Origin of the sequence: Thiocapsa bogorovii, assembly GCF_021228795.1 — a bacterium.
Taxonomy (GTDB): domain Bacteria; phylum Pseudomonadota; class Gammaproteobacteria; order Chromatiales; family Chromatiaceae; genus Thiocapsa; species Thiocapsa bogorovii.
This window is the reverse complement of sequence record NZ_CP089309.1, coordinates 680,122-702,043: the sequence shown is the minus strand read 5'-3', so window position 1 is coordinate 702,043 and position 21,922 is coordinate 680,122. Positions and strand designations below refer to the sequence as shown.

General features: G+C 61.6%; 14 protein-coding genes. 6 read left to right on the top strand and 8 right to left on the bottom strand.

Going from position 1 to position 21,922, the window contains the following annotated elements; translation table 11 throughout:
* Nucleotides 1–174: 174 nt before the first annotated feature.
* A complete protein-coding gene (locus tag LT988_RS03310; protein ID WP_232408826.1) occupies nt 175–1,401 on the top strand; it encodes an NAD(P)/FAD-dependent oxidoreductase in 1,227 nt (408 codons plus the stop codon).
* Here LT988_RS03310 and LT988_RS03305 read toward each other — a convergent pair.
* Nucleotides 1,361–2,461, bottom strand: a complete 1,101-nt coding sequence (locus tag LT988_RS03305; RefSeq protein WP_232408825.1) for a glycosyltransferase family protein — start codon at nt 2,459–2,461, stop codon at nt 1,361–1,363. The two genes, LT988_RS03310 and LT988_RS03305, sit on opposite strands and share 41 nt — an antisense overlap.
* A gap of 439 nt (nt 2,462–2,900) precedes the next feature.
* Here LT988_RS03305 and LT988_RS03300 point away from each other — a divergent pair, with 439 nt between their 5' ends.
* A complete protein-coding gene (locus tag LT988_RS03300) occupies nt 2,901–4,955 on the top strand; it encodes a PKD domain-containing protein (protein ID WP_232408824.1) in 2,055 nt (684 codons plus the stop codon).
* A gap of 168 nt (nt 4,956–5,123) precedes the next feature.
* Nucleotides 5,124–5,987, top strand: a complete 864-nt coding sequence (locus LT988_RS03295) for a sulfotransferase domain-containing protein (protein ID WP_232408823.1) — start codon at nt 5,124–5,126, stop codon at nt 5,985–5,987.
* A 236-nt stretch (nt 5,988–6,223) separates the two neighbouring features.
* On the opposite strand, the gene LT988_RS03290 is transcribed toward LT988_RS03295, so the two are convergent.
* The 4 genes from LT988_RS03290 to LT988_RS03280 all read right to left on the bottom strand — a co-directional run bounded on the left by LT988_RS03290 (nt 6,224) and on the right by LT988_RS03280 (nt 12,410).
* A complete protein-coding gene (locus LT988_RS03290; protein ID WP_232408822.1) occupies nt 6,224–7,150 on the bottom strand; it encodes a glycosyltransferase family 2 protein in 927 nt (308 codons plus the stop codon).
* A 193-nt stretch (nt 7,151–7,343) separates the two neighbouring features.
* The gene (locus tag LT988_RS25480; protein WP_456300848.1) at nt 7,344–8,123 is read right to left on the bottom strand and encodes an IPTL-CTERM sorting domain-containing protein; all 780 of its coding nucleotides are present in this window, start codon (nt 8,121–8,123) and stop codon (nt 7,344–7,346) included.
* 571 nt (nt 8,124–8,694) lie between these two features.
* Nucleotides 8,695–10,893, bottom strand: coding sequence for an AAA family ATPase (locus LT988_RS03285; RefSeq protein ID WP_232408821.1), 2,199 nt, complete (start codon nt 10,891–10,893; stop codon nt 8,695–8,697).
* A gap of 359 nt (nt 10,894–11,252) precedes the next feature.
* Complete coding sequence (locus LT988_RS03280; RefSeq protein WP_232408820.1) at nt 11,253–12,410, bottom strand: fibronectin type III domain-containing protein; 1,158 nt, start codon at nt 12,408–12,410, stop codon at nt 11,253–11,255.
* Between the two features lie 420 nt (nt 12,411–12,830).
* Here LT988_RS03280 and LT988_RS03275 point away from each other — a divergent pair, with 420 nt between their 5' ends.
* Both LT988_RS03275 and ubiT read left to right on the top strand, forming a co-directional pair.
* Nucleotides 12,831–13,751, top strand: a complete 921-nt coding sequence (locus tag LT988_RS03275) for a lytic transglycosylase domain-containing protein (protein WP_232408819.1) — start codon at nt 12,831–12,833, stop codon at nt 13,749–13,751.
* Nucleotides 13,752–13,851: 100 nt separating this feature from the next.
* Nucleotides 13,852–14,316 carry a ubiquinone anaerobic biosynthesis accessory factor UbiT gene (ubiT, locus tag LT988_RS03270; protein ID WP_232408818.1) on the top strand — a complete coding sequence of 155 codons (465 nt, stop codon included), beginning with the start codon at nt 13,852–13,854 and terminating at the stop codon, nt 14,314–14,316.
* 288 nt (nt 14,317–14,604) lie between these two features.
* Here ubiT and ubiV read toward each other — a convergent pair whose 3' ends face one another.
* The 3 genes from ubiV to LT988_RS03255 form a co-directional block, all read right to left on the bottom strand.
* Entirely contained in the window at nt 14,605–15,534 is a 930-nt protein-coding gene (gene ubiV, locus LT988_RS03265) for a ubiquinone anaerobic biosynthesis protein UbiV (protein ID WP_232408817.1), read from the bottom strand.
* A 127-nt stretch (nt 15,535–15,661) separates the two neighbouring features.
* Nucleotides 15,662–16,657 carry a ubiquinone anaerobic biosynthesis protein UbiU gene (gene ubiU, locus LT988_RS03260; protein ID WP_232408816.1) on the bottom strand — a complete coding sequence of 332 codons (996 nt, stop codon included), beginning with the start codon at nt 16,655–16,657 and terminating at the stop codon, nt 15,662–15,664.
* A gap of 19 nt (nt 16,658–16,676) precedes the next feature.
* The gene (locus tag LT988_RS03255; protein ID WP_232408815.1) at nt 16,677–17,651 is read right to left on the bottom strand and encodes a TIGR01212 family radical SAM protein; all 975 of its coding nucleotides are present in this window, start codon (nt 17,649–17,651) and stop codon (nt 16,677–16,679) included.
* Nucleotides 17,652–17,995: 344 nt separating this feature from the next.
* Between LT988_RS03255 and LT988_RS03250 the strand changes: the two genes are divergently transcribed.
* Nucleotides 17,996–21,865, top strand: coding sequence for a DUF3683 domain-containing protein (locus LT988_RS03250; protein WP_232410503.1), 3,870 nt, complete (start codon nt 17,996–17,998; stop codon nt 21,863–21,865).
* Nucleotides 21,866–21,922 lie beyond the last annotated feature (57 nt).

Sequence of the window (21,922 nt, the reverse complement as noted above, 5' to 3'; positions counted from 1 at the left end):
GCTGTCCGACTGCCGCAAGACCGACGGCCGCGAGAGTGCTCCTGACATGGCCTCCGCAGTTTTACGCCTTTCCCGGCGCTCCGCGCCACGCGGTAAAGCACTATCGTGGGAGGATCGTGAACGAAATCGCCAAGCCGACGAATGGGGCGCAACTCATGGTCGAGAGATGGATGTATGACTCAAGCGACGGCTGACTTTCTGGTCATCGGTGGAGGTATCATCGGGGTCACGTTGGCATTGGAGGCCAAGCGGCGTTTCCCCGATGCCGCTGTGGCCCTCATCGAGAAGGAAGACACGTTCGGAGAGCACGCCAGCGGTCGAAACAGCGGCGTTCTGCACGCGGGCTTCTACTACAGTGCGGATAGCTTGAAGGCGCGCTTCACGCGCGAGGGTAATCGGCGCCTGACCGAATATTGTCTCGAGCGGGATCTGCCGATCAATCGCTGCGGGAAGCTCGTGGTGACGAAGGGCCCGGACGAGCTTGGGCCGCTCGACGAGCTGTTGCGGCGCGGCCGGATCAACGGCGTCGATGTTCAGGGGATCTCGGCCGAGGATGCCCGAGAGATCGAGCCACGTGCGAAGACATTCGAACGCGCCCTCTATTCCCCGTCGACTGCTTCGGTCGACCCGCGACGCGTCCTCGATGCATTGCTCGAGGATGCGCGCAATTGCGAGATCGGTCTCTACCCGTCGACCGCTTACCTTGGTCCTCGTGATGGCGGCGTTCGGACCTCGCGCGGCGACTGGTCGGTTGGATACCTTATCAATGCGGCAGGCCTCTATGCGGATCGCGTTGCCAAGGATTTCGGATTCGCGCAGGCCTATGCCATTATCCCGTTTAAAGGGCTATATCTCTACAGCAACGAACCCGCCGGCGCATTAAGGACCAACATTTATCCGGTTCCCGACCTGCGCAATCCTTTCCTGGGTGTTCACTTTACGTTGACGGCATCCGGGAAGATCAAGATCGGCCCGACGGCTATTCCGGCTTTTTGGCGAGAGCACTATCGCGGGCTCGAGAATTTCAATCTGCGCGAGCTCGGAGAGGTTCTGCTGCAAGAGGCGGGTTTACTCGTCCGTGACGACTTCGGCTTTCGGGGCCTGGCAATCGAGGAGCTGGCAAAATACTTCAAAGGACGCATGGTGCGACTTGCCGGCGACCTGGTGAGCGGGGTCGATCCGAAACATTACCGGACTTGGGGCGCTCCGGGGATCCGTGCTCAACTCTTTGACAAGCGCCAACGAAAGCTTGAGATGGACTTCCGCTTCGAGGGTGATGATCGCTCGTTCCATGTGCTCAATGCCGTATCGCCGGCCTTTACCTGCTCGATTCCCTTTGCTGAATATCTCTTCGACCACATCAACGCGATGACGGGTGGCTCTGCCCCAATAGTGCGATGATCTCCTCGGCCGCCTCGGCCGCGCCGGTGGGCGCCCGTGGAGGTGCTTGCGGTTTCATGAGGATCTCGGTCACCGCATCGATGAGGGTGCCGCGATTCAGATCGATTGGTTTCAAGCGTGCGCAAACACCGTAGCGCCGTATCCACCCGATCATATCGTCCGCTTCCGGCCAGTTGGTGCGCTCGACGTACAAGACGGGGATGCCATGGCAGACGGCTTCGACGAAACTGCCGTAGCCGGGTTTGGCGATCAGGAGATCGCTGCTCGCCAAGGTGTCGATGAAGGGAATCCCGAGAGCCTCGAAGTCAACGGTTTGCGGGTGTTGCGATCTCCAAGACCCGGGGACGATCAGGCGTAAACCTTCTAGCGCCGGCCAGGCTTCGATCGGAGGCCGAAACTCCATTCCGCCGAGCGAAACCATTACCAGCCGCTCCTCGGGCTCGAGCCCGATCCGTTTCTCGAGATTCGACCGGCAGTTTCGACCGACCTGTGCGATCGGCCCGATCGCCTTGGTGTTGCCGAGATGGGGCATCGCCATGCTCGGCTCGGGCCGGAGGAAACAAAGGGCGCTCGCGTAGGCGGCTTGCATCTCTTCCAGGATTCGCTTGGCGGGTTCGCCGCGCGAGGCGAAGTAGTGAGCGAATATCCCCCCCCATTCGAGCGAGCATATGGCGACGGAGGGGATCTTGGCCAGGCGCGCGGCGGCCAGCGGGAGATAGGGTACGTTCACGAGCACCAGATCCGGGCGGAGTTGCTTCAAGCGTCGGGTTTCGGCTCGAACCTTTTCGGTCCAGGCTTCGTGGAATGCCCGGTACGCGATCCAACTGCCGGGGATATCCACTTCGAGCGCATTCGACTGCTGCATGCCGACGTCATTCTCGCTGTGGATCAGGGTGTGGTTCAGGCCGAAACGCTCGGCGATCTTGTATGCCGGAGTCGCGGTCAGGATTGTCACATGCACATCCGGGAGACGCTGGGCGAGTGCGTCGATGACGGGGGCGGTTTGGCCGATGTGACCGAACCCGTGGGCCGACAAATAGATCGCGAGGTGATAGGCCAACTCAAGACTCCTGATTCATGTGTGGGTTAGCGCGGTCTCCGCCCGTCGGATGATAGGAGCGATGGGTCTCCCGCGACGGGTGATCGCTTGACGGCCGGTATCAGGACCCGGAACATAAACTCCGTGAAAGGGCCGGCATACCTCGAAAATGGACTTGATAGCGCATAGGGGACCTTGGATCAAACCCTTAACGGCGGTATGCCTTCTCCGTATTGGACGGTCTTCGAATGTTTCGAGCATCGAAGCTGGATGGACGGAGATATCGGATGTCCTGAGGATGCCAGCGGCGTGCTGTTGGTCGGACGTGCCCTTGAGCTGTGCTCGTCGGACGACGAAAAACACGCTCAAACCTTTCGCCTCGGTTGAGGCGAAGTCAACGATTGCTGCTATGACACTCAATTTTTAGCAACCATCCAGCCCTCTTGGAGATTCTCAAATCATGCTTAAACATGCCCGACACCGACGGTTCGCCGTCCCGGTCGCGTTGCTCTTGCTGCTCGCACTCGTTGGACTTCCGGCGGCGTATGCGCAAACGGCGGATAGCGACAGCGACGGTATTTCGGATGCCGACGACAACTGCGTCTTCACCCCGAACTCAGGCCAGGCAGATTCCAACGGCAACGGTTTCGGGGATGCCTGTGATCAGCCTACGAGTGCCTACTGGCCACTCGGCGACGGCAGCGGGACGACGGCCTCCGACCAGGCCGGCACCAATGCACTGACACTCAGGGGCGGTGCCGCATGGGCAGCTCCACAGGGCGATTTCGACGGCGGACTGCAACTCTCAGGGTCCGGTGCGTACGCCGATCGTGCGAACAATTTACTGAGCACCGGCATTCCGGCGCGTAGCTCGGGCGGGCCTCAGCAGTTTACCCTGATGGCCTGGATTCGGCCCGATAACCTATCCGTTCGCAACCCGATTTTGTCCAAGCAGGGGACCTCGGTGTCCGGTAATCGCCGCGGCTTCATGTTGAGTGCCGGCACCGACGAAGGGAACAAGAAACTGTACTTCGAGGTCTTCAAAGGTGACGGCAGCGGTGGGGGTACGGCGGTCGAGTCCAACGTACAGCTGGTTGCGGGTCAGTGGCAGCATGTGGCTGCTACGTATGAATACGTGGGGAACGGATCTTCCAAGATCGTACTTTACATCGACGGCAAGGTGGTCGGCGGGACGACCACCGCGGTCGGGCCCATTCAGGGCAATCCACAGCCGTTGGATCTGGGCCGCTATTTCTGGAACCGGAGTTATCAACGGTATTTCGGGGGTCAGATCAACGAGGCCCGGATTCTCCCCGTTGTACTCGACGCTGTCGGGATCAAGAACTTCAAGGCCGGCCCATCCTCCGGCGCCGGGGGTGGCGGTGGCGGTGGCGGTGGCGACACTGGGAACGTGCCGCCGATCGCGTCATTTACCGCGAATCCCACCAGCGGAGCTGCACCTCTGACAGTGAAGCTCGATGCGACGGCTTCGAATGATCCCGACGGTCGGATTACGGGCCGCAGATGGGACTTCGGCGACGGCAGTCCGTTTGAATGGGGCAAGACGAAGAGCCATATCTACAGCGAGTCCGGAACCTATACGGTGACGCTTCGGATAACGGATGATGGTAACGCCCGCACGGAAGCAAGCCGGACAATCGTGGTTGGTTCCGACGGAGGTGGAGGGTCGACCAACAAAGCGCCGATCGCGTCATTTACGGCGAGTCCTACGAGTGGTTCCGTGCCCCTGACGGTCAATTTCAACTCGTCCTCGTCTACGGACAGCGACGGGGCGATCGTCAGTAGGTCCTGGTCGTTCGGTGACGGAGATTCGAGTAGCGCGGTTTCACCGAGCCATCAGTACACGTCTTCGGGGAGCTTCACTGTTACGCTCACTGTCATTGACGACAAGGGCGCCAAGGGAACCGCTACGAAGGTCATCAGCGCAGGTTCGTCACCGCCCCCTTCTGGCGGTAAAGGGGACGAACTCGTCGTATTCGATTGGAACATGCCGGTCATCGAGGCCGACAAGGGTTTCCCCAAGTACGACGCCAACCCGAACATTGCCAAGCGCATTTTCCCAATGTTGGCGGGGTCGAACGGTGATTGGACATCACCGGTCAACTATGCGGGCGGCACGCTGCAGATGAGGGTGCAGATACGCAGCCAACCGCAACCCCAGAAGATGAAGTTACAATTCTGCATCTGGCAATACAGCTTCTCCCTTGAGAACTGCGCAAGCCTTCAAAGTGTAGTGGGCCGATCGGGGACAGAAGTGACTTGGTCTCAGGCGGTTGGCCAGATGTGGAAGCTTGGAGGCAAACCGATTGACTGGAAGAACCCGAGACAGCGCTACGGCGTTGCCATCAAGAACAGCTCGGGTGATCCGGTCAGCGACTACCAGGGCTGGAATTGGAATGGCGAGAACCCGAAGCTTTGGTATCCGCTCGACATGCGCTTCACGGTTGTCGTGGTCCCTAAGGGTCAGACGTTCAGCGGTTGGTCTAACTACTAACCGTCCGTAAAGGGTGTCTATCTACGTTTGACGGAAGACCGCGGGGCCAATGCCCCGCGGTTTTTTGAATGCTGATCTGTTCAATGGCCATTTGCATCTTCCAACCGCATCCGGCTCTGTTTGGGGTCGGATTGCCGCGGATCTATCTGGCAAGGAGCGTCGCTACCAATGCTTAAAGGAAGCGAAACCTACCCCACTTTTCTGGGTATTGGGGCGCAGAAATGTGGTACGAGCTGGTTAGCTCGGATGCTTCGGCAGCATCCGCAGATCGCGCTGTCGGTGAAGAAGGAACTCAACTATTTCAATCACGTTGCTAACTACCGAAAGGGAGCCGACTGGTATCGGGGAAATTTTAGCGTCGCTCCCGAATCGAGGGCGATTGGAGAATTCAGCCCAAATTACTTCTGGACCACTAAGTATTTTGAGAACGATCGCGAAGGAGTCGCTCTCCAGAACGAAGAGGTGCCCCGACTGGTCCATGAGCTTTTACCGGACTTGAAGTTGGTCGTGTCCCTTCGAGACCCGGTCGACCGAGCGGTTTCCTCGTATTTTCACCAGATCCGTTCCGGTAATGTCAAGCCTGGGGAGCGCATCCTGGATGTCGCACACCTGCACGGAATCGAGTCGATGGGTTATTACGATATCCATCTGGAGAATTGGCTGAAGTACTATCCCTTGGATAGAATTCTGGTGCTTTGGTATGAATCCGACATCCGCGACGACCGGTCTAAGCGCGCGACTTTGCGAAGGACATTTAGGCACCTTGATGTCGATGACTCATTTGAACCTACTGGGCTTAATGATAAGGTGAATGCAAAGCGACCGGATTTCGACGTAAGGGTTAACCATATGCCCTTTCCAGATGCCGTCCGGCGTTTCATTAAACGACGGGTGCCGAAATTTGTAAAGGAAAGGAGCCTTTGGAAAATCGATGTGGCCGCCGGTGAGCGTGCGAAGCTCAAGGAGAGGTATTTGCCGCATATGGAACGGATGAGCCTCCTGCTTGGTGAGCAGCATCCGTGGCAGCAGTGATCCGCAGGATAAGGTCTGTTTTCGGAGTAAGGCCCTGAAGTTTAGGGTAAAATCGTGCGCACTTGCGAGTTGGTGATCAGGTATCGTTGCTTTGCTTCGTTATGCGGATGCTGCTGGTTTTGGTCACCGCGGTCGACATCGCAGATCTCCACTTTACCGACGACCTTGCCTAACTGACGCTCTCCGGCCTTCGGAGTCGTGCGCCGTACTGGTGCACTGCTGCCATTTGCAGCAGCTCAGTACTTGGTTTTCGCCGAAGAGTCGCCTAAAACTTTCCCCACGGCGCTCAGCCATTCCTTTTTTATTCGGTGCCGATGACTGTACGACCACCCGACAAGCGTATTATAAAGTGCGATTCGCTGGGTGACGCGAAGTGACGTGTGACCGATCATCCAACGATACTCCGCGATGCGCCTCGTGAAGTTCAATGGTATTGTTTTCGTATTGCGTGCGTCGAACCATTGCGCGTAGGCATCGTGGTCCTCCTTTCTATCAGGATTGGTTACGCCATAGACATACATCGACTGGCTCTGGTGGCGTCGTGAGAGAAAGAGGCATTGCGGAATCTCCGCGAATCGACCGAGCAGCGCCAGATGCGACAGAAGGACACCGTCGCCGTGTTTATAGCTGCCGATGAGCCGGGTCTTCCGCAGCTCATCGAGGCGGATCAGGCCGAAGACCTCGTAACAGGGATGCCCCGACAAGGTCTCTTTAAATCGAACGACCGGGTCCGAGTCCGCTGTGCGAAACGGGCTGATATAGTCCTCGAGCGGTTTTCCCGCAGCGTCGATGAAGCGGACGCGTGGACATGCCAAGACGCTGGTGTGGTCCTGCTCCAATCTTTCGACGCACCTTGACAGGAAGGTCGGCGCCATCAGGTCGTCATGCGCGAGCCACTTGAAATATTGGCCGCGGGCGTCGCCGACGATCGCGTTGAAATTCGGGGCAGCCCCGACATTGGTCTCGCTGCGCAAATAGCGGATCCGAGAGTCTTTTTCACATGCTTCGCGGCAAATCGCCGCGGTTCCATCCGTCGATGCATTGTCGCGAATGATCAATTCGAAATCGGCATAGTCCTGTCCTAGAACCGATTCGATCGCCTCGGACAAGAAGTTCTCGCCGTTGAAGACCGGCAGGCCGATGGTGACGTTTGGTTTTTCCATAGCCGATAACGAGGACGCGGAGTGGCGAAGGCAAAGCGGCAAGGTGCGCCTTCCCGGAACAGGAAAGTCGATTCATTTCGTTTGAAACCGAATGACGCTGTCCGAGACAAGGTATCTCGGACAGCGTCGGTATCGACTTTGCACGCGAGGATCGACTGTGCGGTCGAGTCGCTTGCCAATGGCTGGGGGATGGTTATTTTTGGGAGCGAAGCCTTCGCGCCCCGAACGCGCTGAGGAGTCCGCCTAGAAGCAGCAGGCCCCAAGTCGAGGCTGTCGGTATTGCTGTTGCGGACGCAGGGGGTGGCGGCGGGTCGAGCTCGTAGGTCACGATAACCAAGCCCGGTGCACCGGCCCCCGGAGCGACCCCCGCGCCGGCTCCTTTGCCGCCTCCACCGCCGCCGGGGGATACGCCCGCAGTCCCTGCAAGGCCGACCGTACCTCCGTTCCCGCCATTGCCTTGTCCTATGCCGCCTGTGCCGCCCGCGCTTCCGGCCAAGCCGTCACCGCCGTTGGCATTGGTGAATGCAGAGCCGCCTCCGCCTCCTCCCGTCGTGCTTCCGCCTGGTCCGTTGCCAGCTCCGCCCGCAAAGATAGTATCACCCACACAGACGTCTCCGAAACCTGCCGCGCAGCCGCCGAAGGACCCTGGCGGCACCGTGACTTGTCCGCCTGCCGCACAGGCAGGGGCTGTGGTGCCGATGCATCCGTCCGGCGCAGTCCCGCCGAACGCCGAGGATCCGCCTCGTGTATTGACGGCCCCACCTTGGCCCACGACGACATCGAAATTTGCACCGGCCGAGACGGCAAAGTCGTTGATCGCGGCGAAGCCGCCGCCTCCGCCGCCGGCATTGGCACCGGCGGTTCCGACATCACGGCCCCCCGCCCCTCCGCCCCACATCTGAACGCTGACTTTGGATACCCCAGCAGGGACCGTGAAGGTACCTGATGCAGTAAACTCCTCCGTCGCGGCCATCAAAAGGCCGGGCGTGAGAATGAAAGCAGCAACTAGGCCTCGAGACGTTACTAACGGTATGGCGCGCGACATGATGTAATCCTCCGATGATCTAAGCGGATCTTCACTCAGGGTTGGACCGGGTTTCTCTTCGACGTTGGCGCCGGTCAGGGGGCGAGCAGTTGAAGTTCGGCCTGCTTTGCCGATCTCGATTGTCTGTATCCTGCCACTGTTGCGCCTACCGCAAGGTTAGTTCGTTCGCGACGCGATGTCCAGAAGGTGTGCGGTGCGCCGCTGATGAAATCGATCGGGTCTCCGGGAGGTTTGCCACAACCTTTACTGTCAGTTCTTCATACTGCGACCTCGATCTCGCCGACATATCGCTGGGTTTAAGCCTGCGGCATTCGGCGGAGATCCGCGAACGAGGCGGCCGCGATGGTTCGAGTCGTCGACATATTTCATCACGTCCTTGGTGCATCTGGAGGTAGGTCGGGTTGCGGATCGATCCGATACTGTTTGCGCTGCGCAACACCTACGTCCTGCGGCACCCTGATCCTTGGCAGTGTTGCCCGGATCAAAGTGCGTCGCCGACTCAATTCATGTTCGGTTGAGGCGCCCGTAGCTCGAGCTCGATCCGGCGGTTCACCCCGGGGCCGAGAATCCGTTCCTGCTCGGGGTCGACCTTCGGCTCGCTCTTACCGCGGCCCTCGGAGCTCACCCGCTCCGAGGGGATTCCTCTTCGGACGAGAAACCGCGAAACCGTTGCCGCGCGTTGAGCCGAGAGTGCCTGATTGATCGAGTCGGCGCCCGAGCTGTCGGTATGGCCGATCACGCTGATCATAGCCGTCTCGGTCTCTTCAAGCGCCTCTGCGATCGCGGTCAGCACCTCGCGGGCTCTTGCGTCCAAGGATGTGCTTCCGTCGGGGAACTGGACCGACTCGCCCAGATCGACCTTGATGAAATCTTGGTCAACGGCGCTGATTTCTACAGGGAGGGCACGGAATCGACGTTCCAAATCCGCCATCACCGCGGATCGACGCGGTGCGGGCGCGCTGCCGTTGCGCGCTTGTGCGCTCTCCGTCAGATCAACGGGCGGCGCCGAAAAACCTATCTCTGTAGTTAAGCGCGCCGGTTTCGGATCGAGCTGTATCCGGTCGGGCGCGTCTTGCGACTCGTTGTCGGTTGCGGTTGACGGGTCTTGCGACAGCGGGGGCACGGCTTCGGCGGTTGCTTCCGCCGATGGAGTCTCCGGCGCCATCATGCCTCTTCCCCCCGAAGGCTCGGATGAGCTCCGGTCGGAGGGTACCTCGGGCTGCTGTTCGGGCGGGACCCGTGCGTCCGGGCTGGATGCCGAGCTGGAGTCAACCGCAGCTGTGTTTGTGGAGAGATCCTCGGGGGGTGGTGTCGAGGCGGGGTCGGTTGCCCGTGGTTCCTGTCGGTCGAATTGATTGAATACGGCGGCGCGGAAACCTTCGCTTATGCTCGATGCGCCGAGCCAAACAATTGCCGCCCCGACGGCGATCAGAATCAACAACGCCATTAAGAGTCCGCCTGGCCGAAAGCGCCTACGTTTCTTGCGGACGTCGCTTGAGGTCTCTGTTGTCACTCTCTCCGCCGCCGGGATCGGCGCCGATTCGGCGACTCCCCGAGCACCCGACGCAGGCCCTGCTTCAGGAGATGCATTGCTCCTCGGAGAGGGTGTCGCGGGCGTGCGTTCCGCGATCCCGGACGAAGAGGCATCCTCTGCCTGCAACGCATCGGCTACCGATGGAAAGACATCCTCGCGCTCGCGATTCAGGTTGCGGGCGACACCGCTCGAGATCACTGACGGAGACGAGTGAATCGAACGGTCGATCTCGGGTTCGGGTGGCGTCGCTCTATCAGGGGCAAGGAAAGGCGTTAGGCCGTCGTCGTCGGTTTCCGCCTCCGAGGCCAAGCGCTCCCTCTGGGCTTGACGGCCCAGTGTGTCGCGTTCGATGGGTATGAGTAGATGCGGCGCGTGAACATCGATCAGCTCGTCGACGGCCTTCGCCGTCACGGTCTTTTCCGATGCGCCGTAGGCGTAGACGAGTGCTGTATCGCACAGCAGGTTGATCAGACGTGGAACGCCCTTGCTGTAGTGATGGATGGCATGGCAGGCTCCGCGATCGAAGATCTTGTATTTCCCGCCAGCGATCAGGACGCGGTGATAGATGTAATGCTCGGTTTCGGAGGCGTCGAGTCGTCCGAGATGGTACGACGCAGCAACGCGTTGAACGAACTGCTCCAGTTCGGCCCGCTGCAGGAGATCGCGCAATTGAGGTTGACCCAAGAGCATCAGCTGCAGAACGAGATCCTTGTCCGCATTGATATTCGAGAGCAGTCTTAGCTCTTCGAGTTTGTCGAGCCCCAGATTTTGAGCTTCATCGACGATGAGCAGCACGCGTTTGCCGGCTGCGTATTGTTTGATCAGAAAGTCGACGAACGCCTGATGGAGATCGCGTTTGGCGTTCGTGGCCGCCTGGATATCGAACGCTTGGCAGATCCAGTCCATCAAGTCGCCGAGCGATTGATGCGTATGTGAGATCAAGCCGATCGTGACATCCGAATCAAGGCGATCCAGAAGGTAGCGCATCAAGGTCGTCTTGCCGGAGCCGATTTCCCCGGTGAGGATGATGAAGCCTGCCTGGTTGAGCAAACCGTATTCGAGGAGTGTCAGCGCTTCCTGGTGCTTCTGGCTCAAGTACAAGAAGCCGGGATCCGGAAGAAGGGAGAAAGGTTTCTCGCGAAGTTCAAAAAAGGCTTCGTACATCTTCAGGGTCCCCTGGAAACACGGCGTCCATCGGTCGGCGAAGGTCGAGCTGCTTCGCAGGGGCTATTTTAGCACTTGAGATGATCGTCCGGGGTTTAGGTGTACGGGCTCGGACAGCGCCGAGATGTCTCGGTCCCGGGGCGACGCGCAGTGGGATTGCGGGCGCGCAGGGTTCTCGGCTCCCGATCGCCCGAGGCGCGGACCCGACTCGGGCTTGCTCATCGTCAGGGTCAGAGTGCGTGTGCCGCGGACCACGGTGAGAGACGTAACACCGCCGCGGCGGTGTCACGGTGTCACGGGTAGGTTGGTGGGCCGGCCTTGATGGACGTGGCCTATCGGCCGTGGTGTTACGGCCCCGTTTATGGCCCGATCAGGATGTAGCCGGCGGTTTCGGCGATATGAACGGTTTCGGCGTCGAGCGACTGTTCTTCGACAACGCGCAGGCTGGCGAACTTTTCGCTTTTCGTTTGCCAGCGAAGTGTTGCCGGATCGCCCCCGTTTGCGGTCTGTAGATGGGCAAGCAGCAGCGGTGCTTCCTCGAACACGGTGCTGAAGACGATCTCATAGGGTCGGTTGGTAACCTCGGTCGGTGTTTGCCCGACCTCGTACCGCATGCCCTTGATCGATCCGCTCGATGCCTCCCAAGCGATATAGTCGATGTGTTCGGCGAGATGCTGCTGATCGCTAGCCTCCTGCTCGATCATCCCGACGCTGAAGCCGGATCGGCCGACACTTCTGATTTCCGTTGTGACCGCCTCCGTGCCTTGGTCGCTTGTGACCGCCGCCATCACAATCGGCGCGGATGCAAACGTCTGGGAGAACCCGGCTTGAACCTGGGTCTTCGTCGCATCCGTTACCAATCGTCCAGCCTCGACCTGTGCTCCGTTCTGCAGTCGATGGCGTCCGCGTTCCATCGCAATAAAGCCAACGGATTCGAATGCATGTCGACCGTCTAGATAATCCCATTCCTGTAGACGTATCCAGAAACCATCGGGTTCGATTCCTGTGATGCGGACGACTAGGGGATCCGCTCCGGACTCGCTGGGCGCCGTGGCTACGACGATCGGGTCCGTGAACGCCGTTTGGAAGCTGACCCATTGCCAAGCGTCGTCTACAAGCAACTCTCCGCTCTCGATCGGAGGACCGTCAAGCGAGATGATGATCTCTTTGGAGAACGCGCTGAACTGGGTTCGGTCGTGGTTACGTGACCGTGCTGTCAGGTAATAGGTGACACCGGGCTCGGCGCCTTCGAGCTCCACTGTGTCGGTCGCCGCGCCTTCTTGGTCTGCATCAAGAACCCATTCGTACTGGCCACTGGCGCGTCCGATATGGATCTCGTAGCCGGCGATCCTTGAGTCTCCCGTTACGGGCTGCCATGCCAGCGTCAGTGACGAAGCCGATGAGACGGGGCTAAACGACAGCAGCGTGACTGCGAGGGCGAGTCCGAGAATGGACGGGATGGACGGAGTCGTTAGAACTTTGCGGACAAACGAAAGGGGTGGCGGACAACAGGCCATCGAAACTCTCCACAAAATAGGTCGCGCTTCCGTTTCGCGTTTTAAGCTGTAAGGTGGGTGTGCGAAAATCAAACGGGAAGGCGCGGCCCGTGAGGCTAGCTACGATCGGCAAACGTGTTGTGTCCGAGGCTGAAACCCGAGGATCTCAGGATTTTTCGATGCATGTCGAGCGTGATCCCGATGCGTCCCGCTGGTGGTCGCATACGGGTATTCGCTGGAGCGGGCTCGAAAGACTGCCTGAGGCGGTCCTGCGATTAGCGGGACCTGCGCGCTACAAGTTAAGATGTCGAGGTGTTTGTAGGTGAAATCCCTATGTTACACGCGGAGGCGCAGCGATGGAACCTCTTTGGCCGTCTCGGGGGATGTCCGGGCGTAGTTCCGCCGTTGCGGTCGAGACTATCTCCAGTCGAGTACGTTCGAATGAGGTTGACGCGGATGGCGGCGAATCGAGCTGAATACCGGAATTGGATGTTGGCGTTCGGTTTGGCGGTGGTGGCGGGGTCGCTGGTTGCGGATCCGGCCGGGCCCGTTGATGGTCCGGGCGAGCCTCTGACCGTCTCTGAAGGCAGTGATGTCTTTATCGGCGAGGGCTCCGATCGCGCTGCCCCCGAGGCGTCTTCGCATTTACTGCCGACGCCCCCTCGAACCGTGCCGCCGTCGCCGCGGCAGGTCAAAGCGACGATCGATCGTTTTGCCGGGCAGTATCGGCTCGACCTCGATCTCGTCCACGCGCTGATCAACGCTGAGTCGGCCTACAACGCGCATGCGGTCTCGCACGCCGGGGCGGTAGGGTTGATGCAGGTGATGCCTGCGACGGGCGCCGACTATGGTGTCACGTCAGTCGAGGCACTTTTCGATCCGGAAACCAACTTGCATACCGGAATGCGACACCTCAAGCGGCTCCTCGATAAATACGACTCCATCGGACAGGCGGTCATGGCATACAACGCAGGTGAGGGCGCCCTGGAACGCAGCGGCGGATTTGTCACCTATCCCGAGACGCAGCGCTATACCCACGCCGTTCTGGTGTCCTATCTCCGGAAGAAGGGCGTTCAGCCTTACTCGGCGCGGGCGCGCGAGGTCGTCGGGATCGATGTGACCCCGGCAATGGCCCAAGCCACGGGGGGAGCGGGTGGAAGGAGCGGTCAGTCGACGGCGGATTCGGACACGGCGTCAACCGCAGAGACCGCAGGTCGCGGACCGGCGACACGCTTGACGTCTCGCCTCGCGCCCCGGTTGTCGCACGCATCCGAAGGGGGAGTTTCTGCTCCCGTATCTCGCCCGGCCTCGCACGGTGTCTTGGATCGAAATCGGTCACGCTTTTCAGGCGAAGGGAGATGATGGCCTGCCCCGCCCGTTGACTTGGATCATTCGGCGGGTCAGGTTGTGGAGCTGATAATCGCCGGCTGCGCGATCACCCTTACGCCACGAGAAATCAATTATGCCCGCTGCTCAACCTTTACTCTTTCCCTTGACATTCCCCCTGCGCCTGATTCCGAGTGTTTTGCACAGCCAAACGTTGGCGACCGTGTTGAATCAGGTCATGAAGGAGTCGCTCGCGGAAGGCGAGCTGGATTTCCTGGACGGTCGACGGGTCGGTATCGAGATCGATGATGTCGGGGTTCGCTACTGTCTGGGTGTGAGCGGCGGGCATATTCGCGGATACGGCAAGGATCTGCCGCCTGACGCGAGCGTTGCCGGCGGTTTGCGCGAATTTATGCTGTTGGCCGCGCGGCGCGAGGATGCGGATACGCTGTTTTTTCAGCGCCGCCTGAGGATGTCCGGGGATACCGAGCTGGGGCTCTATTTGAAGAATTTCTTGGACGCGTTCGAGCCGCCGGCGCGCTGGGCGCCGCTCACGCGGGCGCTCGATCGCATGGCGGGGCTGCGCTTTCCGGGACGTTGAGCGGGACCGCCGACGGTCGGTTGTGCCTCGCACGGCTCGGCACACCCTCCGGCCCCGCGGTTTCCCAGGCTTTGAGCGTGGCCGCCGAGTTCCCCGTAGGTTGTGCTGACGACAGGAAGCACAACTTGCGCCGACGGTCGGTTGTGCCTCGCACGGCTCGGCACAACCTCCGGCCCTACTTGAAACCTAAGGATCTTGTGACATCCGCTCCGCGGTGTCACGCATGGACCATGGCGCTCCGCGCCATGTACCGCTAGGGCCCGAGTTAAACCGAGCGGATCGACAAGTCTAAAGCTGCCGCTCCATCGGGCTGTTGGCGATCCCGGCCTGGCCCGTCCAATACCCGTCGCAAAGGCCCGATGGGGTCCAGTCGCGCAGCTTCGACATGCCGGCTGCGAGATCCATGTCGCCCGTCAGGCAAGCGGCGAAGACATCGATGATGCCCGCGGTGTTTTGCGACTGGGGGCTGATGCGCAGCAGATCCACACCCATGCGCGTGACCTCCTGAAGCGACGGCAGCAGGTTATGGGTGCCGGCCGATTGAGTCTGGATGCCATTGAGCGCCAGGAAGGGCTCGCCGTCCTGGGTGGCGACGAGTAGGCCATCCGGGTAGTCGGCGCAGCAGAATCGGCAGTCGTCCTTGGGCAGATCGCGGTTGTAGGCGGTGAAGCAGCGCGCCGAATAGGCGAGCGGCAGGCGCCCGAACGCGAACAGCTCGCATTCTACGCCGTCCGCGCGCGCGGCCAGCAGGTCGGCGGCGGTCTCGCGGCCGAGCTCCACCGGCAGGACCCAGCGTTTCAGGCCGCGGGCGACGAGGAAGGATAGGGTGCGTTGGTTGTAGAGGTTGATCGAGTGGCCGGCCACGAAGGGGCGCCCTTCGAGAAACTCGAGTGCGCCGAGGTCGTTGGCCTCGACGAGAAAACGCTCGTCGGCACAGATGCGTTTGAGGGTCTTGAGCTCGCCGTCGGATTCGATCAGGGCCAGTGTCGAGATCACCGCCTGCTTGCCCGCGGCAACGACGCGTTCGGCCAGCTCCCAGTAATCCTCCGGGCGCAGCAGGCGCCGTTTCGAACAGACGGTCTCTCCGAGATAGATGACGTCGACAGTGGTCTCGAGCATCTCGGCATAGAAGTCGAGGACCTGTTCGCGCGGCCAGTGGTAGAGGATCGGGCCGAGTGAAAGGCGCGGGCGTGGCGGTTGGCTCTGCATGGAATCCATTGTCATCGTCGTTCCGGATCAAGACTCATCGAAGGTTCAGGTGTTTTCCAGGAATCGACCGGCGTTTAGGGGCGAATAAATTCGCCCCTACAGGTCGTGCGCCTGGGACGGCCGATGCGGGCTCGGTCTAATGCCAGGGCCGGTGATAGGGACCGATGGTCGTTTGCGCGCCTTCCGAGACCTGGGCGAGGGTTTGATGCCAACTCTCTTTCGGGCGAAATGCCTGGGGATTGCGCTTGCAGGCGTCGATCGCTTCGCGCCAGACGCGGGTAACCTGCGAGACATAGCGGGTGCTGCGCTGACGCCCTTCGAGCTTGATGGCGCTCACGCCGGCCGCGAGGATGCCGGGCAGGATGTCGAGTGTGTTCAGGCTGGTCGGCTCTTCGATGGCGTGACGGATCTCGCCTTCGACGGCAAAACGTCCCTTGCAGAGCGTCGGATAACCGGCCGGCTCGCCGTGGCCGCGCCGCTCGATCAGGACGCCGCCGAGCCGGGTCTCTTGACCCTGCGGGGTGTCGCGCCACTCCACGTGCGCGGCCGGCGAGCAGGCGCCGTAGGTGTTGGGCGATTGACCGCTGGCATAGGAGGACAGCAGGCAGCGGCCCTCCACCATGACGCAGAGGCTGCCGAATCCGAAGATCTCGACCGGGACCTCGACGTTCTCGATCAGGTTTGCGACTTGGGCCAGCGAGAGCACCCGCGGCACCACGACGCGACGGATCCCGAAATGGCGATGCATGAAGCCGATCGCGGCCGGGTTGGTCGCCGAGCCCTGTACCGAGAGATGCAGATTGAGGTTCGGATGACGTTCGGCGGCATAGTCGAGTACACCCATGTCGGCCAGGATCAGCGCATCGACGGCCAGGTCAGCGGCCCGGTCGACCGCGGCCGTCCAGCGCGACCAGCCGCTCGGCTGGGCGTATGTGTTCACCGCGACGAAGACCTTGACCTTGCGGTCGCGTGCGTACTTCAGACCCTCGCGGATCTGTTTGTCGCCGAAGTTCAAGCCGGCGAAGTGACGGGCATTGGTGTCGTCGCGAAACCCGATATAAACGGCATCGGCGCCGTTGTCGACGGCGGCCTTAAGCGACGGCAGGTTGCCGGCGGGACAGACGAGCTCCATACAGGGTGGTCTCCGAGGGTCAGGCTGTGCTTGCAAGTTTTGGATGGGAAGCGGGCGCGGAATGATCGCCTTGGCGCGAGTCGCGTCGGTAAAGCTCCGCCTCGATGGCGTTCAGGACCGCCCATTTGCGGTTGCACCAAGCGGGTGCGAGCAGGATGTCTCGAGAGGCGGTACCCGTGAGGCGATGGAAGGTCACCTCGGGCGGCGTGCGCTCGACCAGGTCGGCGCAGATATTCACGTAGTCGTCGAGCTCGAGCGGCGTGTAGTCGCCGCGTCGCCAGTCGATCGCCAACCGGGTTTGGCGCACGACATGCAGCGGGTGGATCTTCAATCCCTCGACGCCGAGCTTGAGTACGCGCTCCAGGCTCGACAAGGCCGCGTCGCGCCCCTCGCCCGGCAGTCCGACGATGAGGTGCGCGCAGACCGGGATACCGCGACGGCGGGCGCCCGCAACCGCGGTTCGGAAGTCCGCGAAGTCGTGCCCGCGATTCACCCGCTCGAGCGTGCGGTCGTCCGCCGATTGAAGGCCCAGCTCGAGCCAGATCTCCTTGCCGCGGGCACGATAGCGGGCGAGCAGGTCCAGCACGGCTTCCGGGACACAGTCCGGACGTGTACCGACCGAGAGCCCGATCACGTCCGGGTGGACGAGTGCCGCGTCGTAGCGCTCGCGCAGTGTCTCGATCGGGTCGTAGGTGTTGGTGTAGGCCTGAAAGTAGGCCATAAAGCGCCGCGCCCCGGTGCGCTTTGCCAGGACCGCGCGCCCGCCATCAAGCTGCTCCGCGATCGGGGCCGGTTCCTTCGCATTCGGGCTGAAGGAGACGTTGTTGCAGAATGTGCAGCCGCCGATGCCTTTCCGGCCGTCGCGATTGGGGCAGGTGAACCCTGCGTTCAGCGCGAGCTTGTGCACCCGCTGGCCATAGCGGCTCAGCAGATACTGACCAAAGGTGTTGACGCGATCGCTGAGGACGCGGTGTTGGGTCGGGGGGGCGGACATCCGGGCAAACCTAACCGGGATCGATCTGCAGCCGTTTGACCCAAATCAACGTAAGGTCAATCGGCGTCTCCGAAGATCCTGAAGACGTGGAGAGGTGCAGAGATTCCGAGACCGTCCGAGATCATTCTCGTGGTCGTTGTCGTTGTCGTTGTCGTAATCGACGATCGAGTAGGACTACGATTACGACAACGACCACGACAACGAACGGTCTCGAACCGCATTCTCGACACGTCGAAAAAGCTCGAACCTGCGTGCAGCCTCGTCAACCGCATGGCCATGATCAGCGGCCTTTGCTGTACCATTTTGTGCAGTGCAAGAAACAACCGCCGATGACCAGATTCGATATGACCGCCGCTGCCCAGCAACGGATCCGCGAGATCCCCTATAACTATACGTCCTTCTCCGACCGGGAGATCGTCATCCGTTTCCTCGGGGAGCCGCTGTGGCGGTTGATCGAGGAGCTGCGCGGCAGCCGCCGGACCGGACGTTCGGCGCGGATGCTCTTCGAGGTGCTCGGGGACATGTGGGTGGTGACGCGCAACCCCTATCTGCAGGACGACCTGATCGACAACCCGGAGCGTCGTCGTCTGCTGCTTCAAGCGCTGGCGCATCGGCTCGATCAGTTTGAGCTGCGGCTCAACGACAATCGTCGGGCCGGTGAGCTGCTGACCGCGGCGCGAGCGGCGGTGCAGCGTTTTGCGGACTGGTTCGAGCAGGAGAAGGCGCAGCGCGCGCGCCTGCGCAAGGCGCTCGCCGGGATCACGCACAAGGACAACTTGGACTTCGGCGGCCTGGCGCGTGTCTCGCACGCGACGGATGCAACGGACTGGCGCGTGGAGATGCCCTTCGTGGTCATCTCGCCGGACGCCGAGGCGGAGGTTGCGCCGATCGTGCGGGCCTGTATCGACGCCGGTCTGACGTTGATCCCGCGCGGAGGCGGTACGGGCTACACGGGATCGGCGGTGCCGCTTCAGGCGATGACGGCCGTCATCAACACCGAGAAGCTCGAAGACCTCTCGGGTGTGGAGCGTATCGCGCTGCCCGGTGTGGAGGGTGTCGTGCCGACAGTGCGTTGTGGCGCCGGCGTGGTCACGCGCCGGGTGTCGGACCTGGCCGATCGCTCCGGTCTGGCTTTCGCGGTCGACCCCACCTCGCAGGATGCCTCCTGCATCGGCGGCAACGTGGCCATGAATGCGGGCGGCAAGAAGGCCGTTCTCTGGGGGACGGCCTTGGACAATCTGGCCTCCTGGCGGATGGTGACGCCCGATGCGGATTGGCTCGAGGTCGAGCGTCTGGATCACAACCTCGGCAAGATCCACGAGCAGCCGCTCGTGCGGTTTCGCATTCGACGCTTCCTGCCCGACGGGGTGACGCCCAAGGGCGAGCCCGAGATCCTGGAGATGGCCGGCTCGGCCCTGCGCAAGATCGGTCTCGGCAAGGACGTGACGGACAAGTTTCTCTCCGGTCTGCCCGGCGTTCAAAAGGAAGGCTGCGACGGGATCATTACCTCGGCGCGCTTCATTCTGCATCGGATGCCCGATCATGTGCGCACGGTCTGTTTGGAGTTCTTCGGCACGGATCTGGATCTGGCCGTTCCGGCGATCGTCGAGGTCAAGGACTATCTCGAAGCCCTGCCGGGCGTGCAGATGGCCGGGCTCGAACATCTCGACGAGCGCTATGTTCGCGCGGTGGATTACACGACCAAGGCGTCGCGGCGCGAGCTGCCTAAGATGGTGTTGATCGCCGACCTGGTGAGCGACGACGAGGCCCTGGTCGATACGGCCGCCGCGCAGGTGGTGACGCTCGCTCAGGCGCGCGACGGGGAGGGCTTCATCGCGGTCAGTCCGGAGGCACGCAAACGCTTCTGGCTCGACCGCGCCCGCACCGCCGCCATCTCGCGTCACACCAACGCTTTTAAGATCAACGAGGACGTGGTGATCCCGCTCGACCGGCTCGGCGATTACAGCCGCGGTATCGAGCGGATGAACATCGAGCAGTCGATCCGCAACAAGGACGCCATCATGGCGGCGGTGCTCGACTATCTGGCCGGGGATCTTGCCAGGGATCTCTCTGGGGCGCGCGGGGAGGGCGAGTATCAGGACTCGGCCGAGGCCGTCGCCATCCTGAGCGCCAAGCGCGATGCGGCGCGCGAGGCCGTGCAGGCCGCGCGGCAGCGCTGGCAGATCATCCTGAGTGCGCTGGACGAGCCGGCGGTCAGGCATCTGGATCGACTTGGCGATGCGGAGAAGGCCCGCATGCGCGAGGGCGACACGCTGCTGTCCATGATGCTCCGTCGCGATCTGCGCCAATCGCTGCGCGCCGAGGTGGCCGATCGACTCAATGAAATCTTCTCGGGCCAGGATCTGGCCCGCGTGCGCGAGCGCCTGACAGAGATTCACGCTCGAGTCCGCGACTCGCGTCTCTTCGTCGCCCTGCACATGCACGCCGGCGACGGCAACGTGCACACCAATATCCCGGTGCATTCATCGGACTACGCCATGCTCCACGAGGCCGATCGCCTGGTCGCGCGCATCATGGCGCTGGCGACAGATCTGGGCGGGGTCATCTCGGGCGAGCACGGCATCGGCATTACCAAGCTGCAGTTCCTGGAGCGCGAGAAGCTCGACGCCTTCGTCGCCTACAAGGAGCGCGTCGACCCGCACGGGCGCTTCAATCCGGGCAAGCTGATGCCGGGCTCCGGGCTGGAAGGGGCCTATACGCCGTCGCTGCGGTTGGTGCAGCAAGAGGCCATCATCCTGGAGGAGACCGAGCTCGGCGCGCTCAACGACGACGTCAAACACTGTCTGCGCTGCGGCAAGTGCAAGCCCAAGTGCATGACCCATGTGCCCCGGGCGAATCTCAACTATTCGCCGCGCAACAAGATCCTGGGCACCGGGCTCATTATCGAAGCCTTCCTCTACGAGGAGCAGACCCGTCGCGGTCTCTCGCTGCGCCATTTCGAGGCCATGAACGACGTGGCGGATCACTGCACCATCTGTCACAAGTGTCTGAATCCCTGCCCAGTGAACATCGATTTCGGTGATGTCACCATGCGGATGCGGCGCATCCTGGTCGATCGCGGTCAAAAGCGTTTCAACGCAGGCTCTTGGGCGGCGATGCAGTTCCTGAACGTCACGGACCCCCGTGCCGTGCGACTGCTTCGCAAGGGCCTCGCCCAATGGGGTTTTGCGGGGATGAATCTCGGCCATCGCGTCGCCAAGGCGTTTGGACTGACCGCGAAGCGCACCGCTAAGCCGGGCGCGACCGGGCATCGGCCGATGCTTGCGACCCAGGTGGTGGATCTGGTCAGTCGCCCGATCCGGGTCGAGCTGCCCAAGCGGACCTTCCGCCAGATCCTCGAACTCGAGGACAAGACCCAGGTGCCGATCCTGCGCGATCCACGCGTGGCGGCGGAGGACGCCGAAGCGGTCTTCTACTTCCCGGGCTGCGGCTCCGAGCGGCTCTTCTCGGATGTCGGGCTGGCCACACTCGCGATGCTCTACGAGCAAGGCGCCCAGACCGTGCTGCCGCCCGGCTATCTCTGCTGCGGTTATCCGCAGCGCTCGGCCGGGCTCGAAGACCGAGGACGCCAGATCACGATGGAGAATCGGGTGCTCTTCCATCGTGTCGCCAATACGCTGAATTACATGGATATCCGCACGGTCGTCGTCTCCTGCGGGACCTGTATGGATCAGCTGCTCAAATACGAGTTCGAGCGCATCTTCCCCGGCTGTCGTCTGCTCGACATCCACGAGTGGTTGATGGAAAAGGGCGTGAGTCTGGAGGGTGTCGAGGGGGTCCAGTATCTCTACCACGACCCCTGTCACTCGCCCATGAAGACCCATGCTCCGCTCAAGGTGGCGGCGAGTCTGATCGGCCAGTCGGTGATGCTCTCGGATCGCTGCTGCGGGGAGGCGGGCACCCTCGGGACCTCGCGGCCGGACATCGCCAACCAGGTGCGGTTCCGCAAACAGGAGGAGTTGACCACGGGCATTCAGGCGCTGACGGGGCAGGACGTTGTCCGCGCCGGCGAGGTCAAGCTCTTGACCGCCTGTCCGGCCTGCCAGCAGGGTCTTGCCAAGTACACCGACGACACGGGTCTGAAGACCGACTATATCGTGGTCGAGCTGGCCGACCGCATGCTGGGCGAGGGCTGGCAGCAGCGGTTCTTGGATCGGGTGCGGGACGGCGGAATCGAGCGCGTCCTGTTGTAGGGCTGAACTGCGTCCGGTGCCTCTTTAGTGGCCACTGCATTTGACCTGGGTTGAGGC